Origin of the sequence: Halalkaliarchaeum sp. AArc-CO (assembly GCF_024972735.1) — an archaeon.
Classification (GTDB): Archaea; Halobacteriota; Halobacteria; order Halobacteriales; family Haloferacaceae; genus Halalkaliarchaeum.
This window is the reverse complement of record NZ_CP087723.1, coordinates 1147844-1159589: the sequence shown is the minus strand read 5'-3', so window position 1 is coordinate 1159589 and position 11746 is coordinate 1147844. Positions and strand designations below refer to the sequence as shown.

At 63.6% G+C, this 11746-nt stretch carries 8 protein-coding genes and 2 pseudogenes; 7 read left to right on the top strand and 3 right to left on the bottom strand.

What is annotated here, in order from left to right; translation table 11 throughout:
- Positions 1 to 24: 24 nt before the first annotated feature.
- Entirely contained in the window at positions 25 to 2841 is a 2817-nt protein-coding gene (locus tag AArcCO_RS06360) for a cation-translocating P-type ATPase (protein WP_259535768.1), read from the top strand.
- A 15-nt stretch (positions 2842 to 2856) separates the two neighbouring features.
- Here the strand turns inward: AArcCO_RS06360 and AArcCO_RS06355 are convergent, their stop codons facing one another.
- On the bottom strand, positions 2857 to 3327 hold the full coding sequence (locus AArcCO_RS06355; RefSeq protein WP_259535766.1) for a universal stress protein: 471 nt from the start codon (positions 3325 to 3327) through the stop codon (positions 2857 to 2859).
- Between the two features lie 160 nt (positions 3328 to 3487).
- Here AArcCO_RS06355 and aroA point away from each other — a divergent pair, with 160 nt between their 5' ends.
- The 3 genes from aroA to AArcCO_RS06340 all read left to right on the top strand — a co-directional run bounded on the left by aroA (position 3488) and on the right by AArcCO_RS06340 (position 6807).
- Positions 3488 to 4831, top strand: coding sequence for a 3-phosphoshikimate 1-carboxyvinyltransferase (gene aroA / locus AArcCO_RS06350; protein ID WP_259535764.1), 1344 nt, complete (start codon positions 3488 to 3490; stop codon positions 4829 to 4831).
- A gap of 192 nt (positions 4832 to 5023) precedes the next feature.
- Complete coding sequence (gene aroC / locus AArcCO_RS06345; protein ID WP_259535762.1) at positions 5024 to 6211, top strand: chorismate synthase; 1188 nt, start codon at positions 5024 to 5026, stop codon at positions 6209 to 6211.
- Between the two features lie 35 nt (positions 6212 to 6246).
- Positions 6247 to 6807, top strand: a complete 561-nt coding sequence (locus AArcCO_RS06340; RefSeq protein ID WP_259535760.1) for a DedA family protein — start codon at positions 6247 to 6249, stop codon at positions 6805 to 6807.
- 84 nt (positions 6808 to 6891) lie between these two features.
- Here AArcCO_RS06340 and AArcCO_RS06335 read toward each other — a convergent pair.
- Positions 6892 to 8421: pseudogene (locus AArcCO_RS06335) on the bottom strand (SLC13 family permease).
- A 104-nt stretch (positions 8422 to 8525) separates the two neighbouring features.
- Here AArcCO_RS06335 and AArcCO_RS06330 point away from each other — a divergent pair.
- The 3 genes and pseudogenes from AArcCO_RS06330 (at position 8526) to AArcCO_RS06320 (ending at position 10557) form a co-directional block, all read left to right on the top strand.
- Entirely contained in the window at positions 8526 to 9284 is a 759-nt protein-coding gene (locus AArcCO_RS06330; RefSeq protein ID WP_259535759.1) for an ArsR/SmtB family transcription factor, read from the top strand.
- Between the two features lie 74 nt (positions 9285 to 9358).
- Positions 9359 to 9775: pseudogene (locus AArcCO_RS06325) on the top strand (bifunctional nuclease family protein); the annotation flags it as partial.
- Between the two features lie 296 nt (positions 9776 to 10071).
- Entirely contained in the window at positions 10072 to 10557 is a 486-nt protein-coding gene (locus AArcCO_RS06320) for an acyl-CoA thioesterase (RefSeq protein ID WP_259535757.1), read from the top strand.
- A 28-nt stretch (positions 10558 to 10585) separates the two neighbouring features.
- On the opposite strand, the gene AArcCO_RS06315 is transcribed toward AArcCO_RS06320, so the two are convergent.
- Positions 10586 to 11695, bottom strand: coding sequence for a S1C family serine protease (locus AArcCO_RS06315; protein WP_259535755.1), 1110 nt, complete (start codon positions 11693 to 11695; stop codon positions 10586 to 10588).
- Positions 11696 to 11746 lie beyond the last annotated feature (51 nt).

The following is an 11746-nucleotide window of genomic DNA, read 5'->3' as shown; positions in this document are numbered from 1 at the left end:
CAGTCCGCCATTGAGTATACAGACGTGTCAGGGCCTTCGAGAGACGAACAATCCCGCCGAAAGTCGACCAGTAACTGGCACTCGCGATCAATCGATTCAATCTACGAGACGCTCGAGACATCGGATCAGGGGTTGTCGAAAGCTGAGGCTCGGACTCGTCTCGAGCAAGAGGGTCCAAACGAGATCGTGGCCGAGGAGGGGATCTCCCCATTTCGTATCCTCATCGAGCAGTACACCTCGGCATTGATATGGGTCTTGATCGTCGCCGCGTTCGTGATGGCCGGTGTCGGACACACGATCGACGCTGGCGTCATTGCTACGATCGTGATCTTCATCACGTTGTTCGGATTCGTTCAGGACTATCGCGCCGAACAGAGCATTCAAGCGCTCGCAGAAATGGCGACAAGAGCCGCGATCGTCCGACGTGACGGAGAGAAACGGGAAATAGACGCCAGGACAGTCGTGCCGGGAGACGTTATCTTCGTCGAGTCGGGTGACGTCGTTCCTGCCGATGCCCGGATCGTCGAGGAGTCCAACCTCCGGGTCGACGAGAGCGCACTGACTGGCGAGAGCGTCGGCGTCTCGAAGGAGGTCGGTACCGTCGAGGAAGAGATCTCGCTGGCCGAACGCAAGAACATGCTGTACAAGGACACGGTCGTCGAACGGGGCTCGGGGACGGCGATCGTTGTCGAAACCGGTCCGGAGTCCGAAATTGGGCAGATCGCGACCGCGCTCGAGGAGGCCGAGGAACGAGCAACACCGTTCCAGGCCGAGATGGATCGCCTCGGGAAAATCATCGCGCTCGGCGTCATCGGCGCAGTCGCCGTGATCGCGCTCGTCGAGATCTCTGTCGGCGAAACGGAACCACTGCAGGTGTTCCTGACGGCGGTTGGGATCGCCGTTTCAGCTGTTCCCGAGGGTCTCCCAGCAGTCGTGACACTCTCGCTCGCACTCGGGGCGCGCCGGATGGCAGATCAGAACGCGCTCGTCCGACGACTGCCGATCGTCGAGGCGCTGGGATCGGTTGACGTCATCTGTACTGACAAGACGGGGACACTCACCGAAGAGGAGATGACAGTACAGCGGATCGTCGCCGATCGACAGGTGTTCGAGGTGACTGGAACCGGCTACGACACCGACGGTGAGTTTCGAAAGGAGGGTGAACCGGTAGAAACCGGTCGCGTTGCTGAAGTGTTGCGCTGTGGCATGTTGTGTAACAATGTCGATATCGGCACCCGCGAACGAGGTGCTGAAGGCAGACGTGAGCCCGAAACCGAGGCGTCCAACAGTCGGGATGGCAGAACGTATCTCGGGGATCCCACCGAGATAGCGCTGTTCGTGGCCGCCCAGAAAGCCGGGTTCGACCACGAAGATCTCGCCGCTAGGTACCCCAGAATCGGCGAGATCGAGTTCACCTCCGACCGCAAGCGCATGACGACTGTCCACCGAACGCCAAACGGCGAGACCGCCGCCTACATGAAGGGAGCTCCGGAAACCGTTCTCGAGCGCTGCGACCGCGAACTCGTCGATGGTGAAGTGACCGAGTTGACGGCTGACCGTCGAGCAGCGATCGAGACCCGGACCGAAGCGTTCGCAGAAGACGCATTGCGCGTCATGGGCTTTGCCTTCCGAACCGACCTCCCGGAGTCACAGATCGAGTCACCGGACGAAGACCTCGAGCAGGAGATGGTATTTCTGGGATTACAGGGAATGCTCGATCCACCCCGACCCGAGGTCCCGGAGGCGATCGCGGGATGTCTCGACGCCGGGATCGACGTGGTGATGGTCACCGGTGACAACGCAGTCACCGCTCGAGCCGTCGGAGAGGAAATCGGATTGCGCCCGACACGTGTCGTTACCGGCCCCGAACTCGATGATATGAGCGACGAGGAACTCGCCGAGGTCGTAGCAGAAGTGGATATTTTCGCGCGAACCTCGCCCGAGCACAAGACTCGAATCCTCCAGACGCTCCAGGCGAAGGGACACACCGTCGCGATGACCGGGGACGGTGTCAACGACGCGCCAGCGGTAAAAAACGCCGACGTCGGCATCGCGATGGGCCGTCGCGGCACGGACGTTACCGAGCAGGCTTCCGACATCGTCCTTCTCGACGACAATTTCGCGACGATCCGGGATGCGGTAAAAGGGGGACGACGCATCTTCGACAACGTCCGCAAATTCGTAAACTACCTCCTTTCCGGTAACGGCGGCGAGGTGACGATGGTATTCACCGGATCGATGCTGGGACTCGGACTCGTTATAACACCGATCCAGATCCTCTGGATCAACGTCGTTACGGACGGTATTCCTGCACTCTCGATCGGGATTGATCCGGCGGCAAAAGACATCATGGATCGCGATCCGCGACCGCGGGACGAAGGCGTCATCACAGACAGAATCGTCACCTCCATCGTCGGAATAGCGATATTCATGACGATCTGTCTGCTTCCGCTCTTCACGCTCAACTTCTACGGCGAGTTGATCCCTGGATACGACGTAACTGACGCCCTCTTCGGATGGAGCCCGACGTACGATCCCGGACGAGAACTCGCCCAGACAATGGTGTTCACCGGGCTGGTTGTCTTCGAAATCGTACGCATACAGGCAATCAGATACCGGTACGGGCTCGGAATCCTTTCGAATCGCTGGCTCGTGGCCGCGGTAGGCGTCGCAATCGCGTTGCAATTGTTAGTGCTTTACACGTCCGTCGGCCAGTTCCTGTTCGGTGTTGCGCCGCTCGGCCTCGTCCACTGGGCCCAGATCGCTATTGTTACTGTCCTGTTCGCGCTGATCATGGCGATATTTGTGAAAATCCAGGATCGCTTGTTCGAGCAGTACTGACACTGGTGGCTCGCACTATTTCACGATCACAACGGGTACTGGTGCACGCCTAACCACCCTCTTAGCGACGCTTCCGACGAGGAACCGCTCTGCACCCGAGCGACAGTGACTCCCCATGACGATACGGTCGACGTCGTTTTCCTCGGCGTATTCGAGGATTACTTCGTCCGGATCACCGAACTCCAGAACGGTTTCGACGCGTTCGCCGTGATCGCCGGCGATGTTTCGTGCCTCCTCGAAGACCGTCTCGGCCTTCGACGTGGCTTTCTCGTGCCACTCGCGCCAGTACTCGGGCGAGACAGATCCTGGCGGCGCTCCGTCGTCGAACGTCGGCCTCATGACGTCGATGAGACTGAGTCCCGATCCGATCGGGTCCATAACGTGGCAGAAGACGATATCGGCCTCGGGATAGTCCGTCAGCGCGACCTCGAGTGCTTTCATGGAGAGGGGTGCCCCTTCTATCGGGACCAGGACAGTCTGTACCATACAAACGGTACCTGTCGTTCCAGCAAATAGCCCGGGGACGAACGAAACGAGCATCGAATCGAAGAGACTGCACGCATCGGATCGAAGAGCCTTCACGCATCGGATCGGAAACCTGGCCGCGGCCGGAACCCCTTTCCTCCGTCCGGTGGAGAATAGCGACATGGACGCACACGTCACCCAGTCGACCGTCTCCGGACGGGTACGCGCCCCGCCGTCCAAGAGCTACACCCACCGGGCGATCCTCGCGGCCGGGTACAGCGCCGGCGCACTGGTTCGAAACCCACTGTGGAGCGCCGACACGAAAGCCACGGCTCGCGCTGTCGAGCGGTACGGCGGCACAGTCGATCGCGCGTCCCGAAGGGAAGACGGGACACTCGACGTGGACGGTTTCGGCAGCCGACCTGACGTGCCGTCGGATGTCATCGACTGTGCGAACTCGGGGACGACGATGCGGTTGACGACGGCGACAGCCGGCCTCGCCGACGGCGGTACAGTTCTAACCGGGGACGCCTCACTCCGATCGCGCCCCCAGGGTCCGCTGCTCGACGCCCTCGAACAGCTGGAAGCGAGAGCCGAGAGCACCCGGAGGAACGGACAGGCACCGCTGGTCGTGTTCGGGCCGACCGACGGCGGCGCGGTGTCGATCCCGGGTGACGTCTCCTCGCAGTACGTCACTGCGCTTTTGATGGCCGGAGCGGTGACCGAGGAAGGGGTCGACATCGAACTGACAACCGAGCTGAAGTCGGCGCCGTACGTCGACATCACCCTCGACGTGCTCGACGCGTTCGGTGTGTCAGTGAACGTGATCGGAGGTATCGAGGACGGCGACATCGCGAGTGCGGGCGCAGACGGGTTCCAGGTTCCGGGTGGACAGTCCTACGAACCGACGGACGGCGAGTACTCGGTTCCGGGCGACTTCTCGTCGATGTCGTATCTCCTCGCAGCCGGTTCAGTCGCGGCCGAGCAGGGCGAAGCGGTTCTGGTCGCCGGCGCGCACCCGAGCGCACAGGGTGACGCCGCGATCGTCGACGTGCTCGATCGGATGGGGGCGACGATCGAGTGGGACCGAGACAACGGCCACGTCCGGGTCGAGCGATCCCCGCTGTCGGGCGTGACGGTCGACGTCGGCGACACCCCGGATCTGCTGCCGACGATCGCGACGCTGGGGGCCGTCGCAAACGGGGAAACCCGGATCGAAAACTGCGAACACGTCCGGTACAAGGAGACCGACCGGGTGACGGCGATGGCCGAAGAGCTGGAGAAACTCGGTGCGGAGGTAACTGAAGAGCCCGACGTTCTGACGATCGCCGGCGGCGAAAGCGAGCTATCGAGTGCGACCGTCGACGGACGCGGCGACCACCGGCTCGTGATGGCGCTTGCTGTCGCCGGGCTCGTGGCAGAAGGGACGACCACCGTCCGAGGGGCCGAACACGTCGACGTCTCGTTCCCGGGGTTCTTCGATGCGCTGTACGATCTGGGCGCGTCGGTGGAACGTTCGAAGTGATGCGCTCGGGGGATCCCGTCGAACTCCTCGAACGACGAGTAATCGAAGGGACGAGCCACCGGGCTTATCGACCGAGTTTTTCGAAGTGGTCGACGAGTGGTCGACGAGTGGTCGACGAGCGAAGCGAGTTCACGCGAGGCAGAAAACGCTCGAGGTCAAACGCATTTAACCCGGGGGCCCCCACAAGAGGTAATGAACGGAAATCGGTTCGGCCGACTGTTCCAGGTCACTACATACGGCGAGAGCCACGGACCGGCGATGGGCGTCACCGTCTCGGGCTGTCCCGCCGGCGTCGAACTCGACGAACAGCGCATCCAGCGGGAACTCGACCGGCGAAAACCCGGTCAGTCGATGATCACCACCTCCAGAGGGGAGCCCGACGAGGTCGTCATCAACTCCGGGCTCCAGGACGGCTACACCACCGGCACACCGATCGGGATGGTGATCCAGAACAAGGACGCCCGATCGGGCAAGTACGAGCCGTACGTGACGGCACCACGTCCCTCCCACGGTGACTACACGTACTCGGCAAAGTTCGGCAGCCGAAACTGGGGCGGCGGCGGTCGGTCCTCGGCACGCGAAACCGTAAACTGGGTCGCCGCTGGCGCCGTCGCAGAGGCGGTCCTCGAACAGAGCGAGTACGATGTTCGGGTGAAAGCTCACGTCAACCGAATCGGCGACATCGAGGCGCCCGACGTGAGCTTCGAACAGCTGCTGGAACACAGCGAGGAAAACGAGGTCCGCTGTGCCGACCCCGAGACGGCAGCCCGGATGCGCGAGGCGATCGAACAGTACCAGAAGGAGGGTGACTCGATCGGTGGCGCCGTCCAGTTCGAAGCACGCGGGGTGCCTCGCGGGCTGGGCGCCCCGCGGTTCGACGGCTTCCCCGCACGGCTGGGACAGGCACTGCTGTCGGTTCCGGCCACGACCGCCTTCGAGTTCGGGCTGGGACGGGAGGCGGCGTCAGTCACCGGTTCCGAACGGAACGACGACTGGACGTTCGACGACGGGGAATCACATCCCGAGATCGTAAGCGAAGAGGGCGACCCGGTGCCGGTCGGCAACGATCACGGGGGCCTGCAGGGCGGGATCACAACCGGCCAACCGATCACCGGCGAGGTGACGCTACACGCACCCACGTCGATCCCCAAAACGCAGCGAACCGCCGACTGGGAAACCGGGGAGGAAAAAGAAATCCAGGTCGTCGGCCGGCACGATCCGTCACTGCCGCCGCGTGCGGTTCCGGTCGTGGAGGCGATGGTGAACCTCACGATCCTGGATTTCATGCTGCTTTCCGGACGGATCAACCCCGACCGTCTCGACGACAGGCCGGGAGAGTACGACACCGACTATCATCCAAGCAGTCCCGAAAACGAATGAGCGACGACGTCGGACACTCCGCCTGCAGGTAACCCGTGCCACTGGAGTTGGACCTCGCTGGCCGTGCGCTCGCCTTCGCAGTCGCAGTCGGCGGTCCGGCGCTCGTGATCCTTTTTTACTTCGAGGGGATGTTCGTCGGGAAGATATTGCAACCCCCGCTGGTGTTCGTCGGCTACGTCGCGGCGACGGTCCCCTCGTGGCCGAAACTTGCGCTCCTGGGGGGAGCCGTCACAGTCGCGGCGACGCTGGGACAGTGGACGCTCGCTCGCGGCTTCGACGAGGACGCGTCGGAACTGTTCGGGATCAGGCGGACGGTTCCGGGACTCGATCGGATCCCAGAAACCGTCGAGCGCCGGGTCGGCGATCGCCGGCTCGCCATCGTCGAGCGCTACTTCGATGCCTACGGCGGCTGGGCCGTCGCCGTCTCGAACCTGGTGCCGGGAATACGGGGCGTGATGGCCATTCCGGCCGGGCTCGGTGGGTATCCGTCGGGACAGTTTCTGCTGGCAGCCGCTGTCGGCAATGTGGCGTACGTGGCACTTTTGATCGCCGCCGCGAGCGGAGTTCGCGGGCTCGCGCGCCTCGCCGGCGTCTGATGCGGGTCAGCTATACTCCACTCCAGTGACGGAACGAAGTAGAGGCCGCCGCGGTGTGGGACAGTCGAGAGCGATGACGCAGCCTCACGACCACACCATCGGGATCCACCAGATCGCGAACGCCGAGATCGCCAGGATCGCAGGAAGCGTGATCGCGAGCCCGACCTTTGCCATCTCTGGGATCGTCAGATAGCCGCTGCCGAAGACGATCGCGTTTGGTGCCGTCGCGACCGGCAACACGAAGGCGAAGGAGGCGGCGAACGCCGCCGTCGCCATCAGCGTCAGCGGTGCGACGCCGATCGCGATCCCGATCGACAGTGTGATCGGCATGAAAAGCGAGGCCGTGGCGGTGTTCGACGTGACGTTGGTGAGCGCGACAACGACTGAGGCGATCAGGAGGATCATCACAGCGAGTTCGGTGATCCCGAGTCCGGCGATCGCGTCGGCGACGGTTTCGTCGAGCCCGCTCTCCTGGAAGCCGCGTGCGATCGAAAAGCCCGCGCCGAGAAGGAGCAAAACCCCTCACGGGACGCGGGTAGTGTACTCCCAGTCGAGGAGTCGATTCCCGTCGACGGGAACCAGGAACACGAGGACGGCGCCGGCAATTGCGATAACGGCGTCTGTGAGCATCGGAAAGGTGGGTTGAAGCAGAAACGGCCGCAAAATCCAAGCGGCGGCAACGAGCCCGAACACCGCAAGCACCCGACGCTCCCCTGTAGTCATCGATCCCAGTTCCGCGAGCTGCTCGTCGATGACGTCCTCCCGACCGGGCTGTCTGTCGATCGTCGGTCGTAAGAGCGCCACCAGGATCCCCCACGTGACGAACAGAAAGACCGTCGCGAGTGGCACCCCGACGAGCATCCATTCGAGGAAGCCAATGTCGACCCCGAGATTGGAGGCGGCGACGCCCGCGAGGACGGCGTTCGGCGGGCTCCCGATCAGCGTCGCCGCGCCGCCGATCGAGGCGCCGTAGGCGATCCCGAGCATCAACGCGATCCCGAACGCTGTGTTGGGTAGCTCTTCGGGGTCGATGTCGACGTTGTGAAGCAATTCGCCGTCGACATCGTGTGGATCGTTCGGGTCCACGATGTCGTCCCGGTCGATCGGTGGCTTGCGACGGCCGCCGATCGACGTGAGTTCGACGATCACCGCCGCGCCGATCGGCACCATCATCATCGCGGTGGCAGTGTTCGATATCCACATCGATAACACCGCAGTCGCGCCCATGAACCCGAGGACCAGCCGGTTTCCGCTCGTCCCGACTCCGGAGATGATCAGAAGCGACAGGCGGTGATGGAGGTTCCACCGCTCGATGGCGAGCGCGATGAGAAACCCACCCAAAAGCAGGAAGACGATCGGATCGGCGTAGGGGGAAGTCGCGTTCCCGACGGACATGACGCCAGTCATCGGGAACAGGACAATCGGAAGCAAGGACGTCACGGGGATCGGAAGCGCCTCTGTCACCCACCAGAAGACTACCCAGGCGGTTCCAGCGAGGACAGCCGTCGCCGCCGGATCAAGCCCGAAGGGGTTCCCGACGTACAGGAGGAGAAACGATGCCGGGCCGAGGAACAGTCCGACTGTCTGCCGTGTGAGTCGTGGCGTCGGAATCACACGCCGATTCTCTCCCGGAAATATATAAATTAATACCGGGAAAAGGCGCCGAGCGGGCGCAAAAAGGGAGAAGATTTGTGTACCCCCGTCTCCTCCGGTCGGGTATGTCCCGGCTGTTGCCCTCCCGCACCGACCCACAGCCGTCGGACGGAGACCCCCGCGTCGTCGGCGTCAACAGCGACGACGCCGACGACCTGATCGCTGCGCTCTCCTCTGACACCGCCCGCGCCCTGCTCACCGAAATGCACGAGGAACCGGGGACGCCCTCCGAACTCTCCGACCGGGTCGACACCACCCTCCAGAACACGCAGTACCACATCGGTAAACTCGAAGACGCCGACCTCGTCGACGTCGTCGACACGGTGTACTCCGAGAAAGGCAGAGAGATGAACGTGTACGCGCCGTCGGATCAACCGCTGGTGCTTTTCGCCGGGCGAGAAGCCGAAAGCACCGGGTTGAAGACGGCCCTCACCCGGCTGCTCGGCGGGATCGGGGCGCTCGCGGCCGCGAGCGCCGTCGCCCACGCGATGCTCGCGACCGATCCCCCCGGCATCGTGCCGACCGTCGACGACGTCGATACCGCCGACGACGACGTCGGGCCTGCGGTCGCCGAAGAGCCCGAAGAGGAACCGACTGAGACGCCGGCACCCGAAGAGACGCCGGTTCCGGAAGCAGAAGAGGTCGCCGAACGTGCCGCCGAGGACGCCGAGTTTTACACGACTGCGGCCGATCAGGTGTCGGCCCTCGCGGAGGGAACGTTCTCCGCGCTGCCGCCAGGGGTCGTGTTCTTCCTCGGCGGGTTGAGTGTTCTCCTTGCAGTGTTCGCGATCCAGTATCTCGGGTCGCGGTACGGCTGGCCCTGACAGGGGGCGACACGGCTGATGCGTTTCGGTCTGCGGGGAACAGCTATTCATACTTCCCTGCCCAAGTCGGGAACATGGACCACGAGGCCGAAGTGGAAGGGATCGGCGTCGGACTCGGCCCCGAAGGGAGCCGTATTCCGGCGATCGTGCTCGACGTCCGCGAGGAGTACTTGCCGATATTTGTCACGCACGACCAGGCCGACTCGATCCGTCTCGCCCTCTCTGGGGAGCCGTTCGAACGGCCGCTGACACACGACCTGATGGTCGAGATGGTCACCGAGTTCGGCGGCGCGGTCGACGGGATCCGGATCGACGACCTCTCGGACGGAACCTTCTATGCGAAAGTGGACGCACAGCGATACGAAAACGGGGAACCAGAGCCGTTCGTCTTCGACGCGCGCCCGAGCGATGCGATCGCGCTCGCGGTCAGGGTCGACTGTACGATCACCGTAAGCGACGAGATCATCGACGAGGCGGGGCGTCCCCCGGAGGAACTCGCCCCGGCTGGCGACGAGGAGGGAATGCCCGGCGGAGACCCCTTCGGAGAGGCCGGTGATCCGTTCGACGACCACGAGGAGTTCGGGGAGTTCGGCGAGGAAGAGTTCGGAGGAGACACGTTCGACGACGGACCGTTCGGAAACGACCCCTCCGAGGAGTTGGGTGATCTGGATCCCGACGACCCCGACGACGAATCCGACGAGCAGTAGCTCCCACGGGCCACGGCAGGCTAGGTGGATCCCACCCGCCGACGCCTACTTTCTTGCGTCCGTCCTCGAAAGTTTACAGCATGGACGAGACGGCAACACTCGCGGAGTCACACACGGAGATGACCGAGATCCTGCTGCCGAACGACACCAACACCTATGGACGGGCACTCGGCGGCGTCGTGCTCCACTGGATGGACGTCTGTGGCGCAATCGCGGCGATGCGGTTCGCAAACCGGGGCGTAGTGACCGCCTCGATGGACCACGTCGACTTTATCAGTCCGATCGATCTGGGCGAGGTCGCCATCATCGAAGGCTACGTGTTCAACACCGGACGGACGAGTCTCGACGTTCGCGTAGAGGTCCGGGCTGAGGATCCCCGAACGGACGAACGACGGCAAACTACTACCTCGTTTTTTACGTTCGTCGCGCTCGACGACGACGGTGTTCCGACGCCGGTCCCGAACCTCGAGTGTCCGACGACGGAAGAGGAGTCGCTTCGCGACCGGGCGAAAGCGGAGCGCCGGCGACAACTCGAAGACGTCGTCGACAGGCTCGAATCTGAGTGACGCCGTTTCGCCCGGAAATCGACGCCGCCTACCGTGCCGGGGGGCGGGTGCCCAGCGTGAGCGATTCGGTCACGCGTTCGCCGTCGCGGATCACGTGCACGTCGATCGTTTCGCCCGGGGACGTCTCGAGCGCCAGGAACCGCGCGAGGTCCTCGTTCGTGGCGATCTCGGTGTCCTCGAAACCGACGATCACGTCCCCGCCGGTCGGGATCGACTGCCCACCGACCGTCTCGGAGTCAGTCGCCCCTTCGAGAACCCCGTCGGCAGGCCCGTCCGAAACAACTTCGACGACGTAGACGCCGCGAACCTCCTCGAGGTCGTTCACCTCCGCGACCGTTGGCGTGACCGGTCGGACCTGTACGCCCAGTCGGGAGTGTTCGTACTCGCCGTCCTCGATGAGCGACGGAACGATACGGTCGGAAAGCGGCGCCGACACCGCGAACCCGACGTTCTCCCCGCGTGTCGCAGTAACCACGCCGGCGACCTCCTGATCGAGCGTGACGAGGGGGCCCCCGCTGTTGCCCGGATTCACCGCGGCGTCAGTCTGGACCGCGTCCGGGATCTGGTAGTCGTTCGGTGCTGGTAGTGACCGGTTCCGACCGCTTATGATGCCCTGGGTCACCGAGCCCCCGAGCCCGAACGGTGCGCCGAACGCCAGTACTTCAGTCCCGATGTCCGGGGTCCGGTCGACCAGTTCCAGTTCGGACGGAGCTGCAGCCGCTTCCAGGTCCCGCCCGGGCGATAGTACCGCCAGATCGCTGTACGGATCCGTTCCGACGATGTCAGCCTCGTACCAGGCACCATCGGCGTACTGCAACCGAACGGTGTCGCCGCCGTAGACCACGTGTTCGTTCGTGACGACGTGGCCGCGGTGGAGGAACCCCGATCCCTGGCCCGCCTCGATTCCGTCCTCGTAAATCTGTACCCTGACAACGGATTGCGAGACGCTCTCGGCGACGGCCGTGTACGTCTCCGAGTCGTCCCCTTCGTCGGCCACCTCCGTTAGGTTGCCCTCGCCGGTGGCCGATTCGTTCCCGTTCGGATCGTCGTCCGGGCCGATTTCGGTCGCCGGGCTCGTACAGCCTGCGATCGCAACCGTGCCGGCCGTAGCGAGGAACCCCCGTCGGGTATTTTTCATGTGCTCTCATCGTACTCGTAGCGGGTAAATCCTCGCCCGAGACCGGTAGGG

Excerpts from the sequence above, each read along its gene's own strand:
- AArcCO_RS06315 (WP_259535755.1), bottom strand. The coding sequence starts at position 11,695 with ATGAAAAATACCCGACGGGGGTTCCTCGCTACGGCCGGCACGGTTGCG.
- AArcCO_RS06330 (WP_259535759.1), top strand. The coding sequence starts at position 8,526 with ATGTCCCGGCTGTTGCCCTCCCGCACCGACCCACAGCCGTCGGACGGA.
- aroA (WP_259535764.1), top strand. The coding sequence starts at position 3,488 with ATGGACGCACACGTCACCCAGTCGACCGTCTCCGGACGGGTACGCGCC.
- aroC (WP_259535762.1), top strand. The coding sequence starts at position 5,024 with ATGAACGGAAATCGGTTCGGCCGACTGTTCCAGGTCACTACATACGGC.
- AArcCO_RS06355 (WP_259535766.1), bottom strand. The coding sequence starts at position 3,327 with ATGGTACAGACTGTCCTGGTCCCGATAGAAGGGGCACCCCTCTCCATG.
- AArcCO_RS06320 (WP_259535757.1), top strand. The coding sequence starts at position 10,072 with ATGGACGAGACGGCAACACTCGCGGAGTCACACACGGAGATGACCGAG.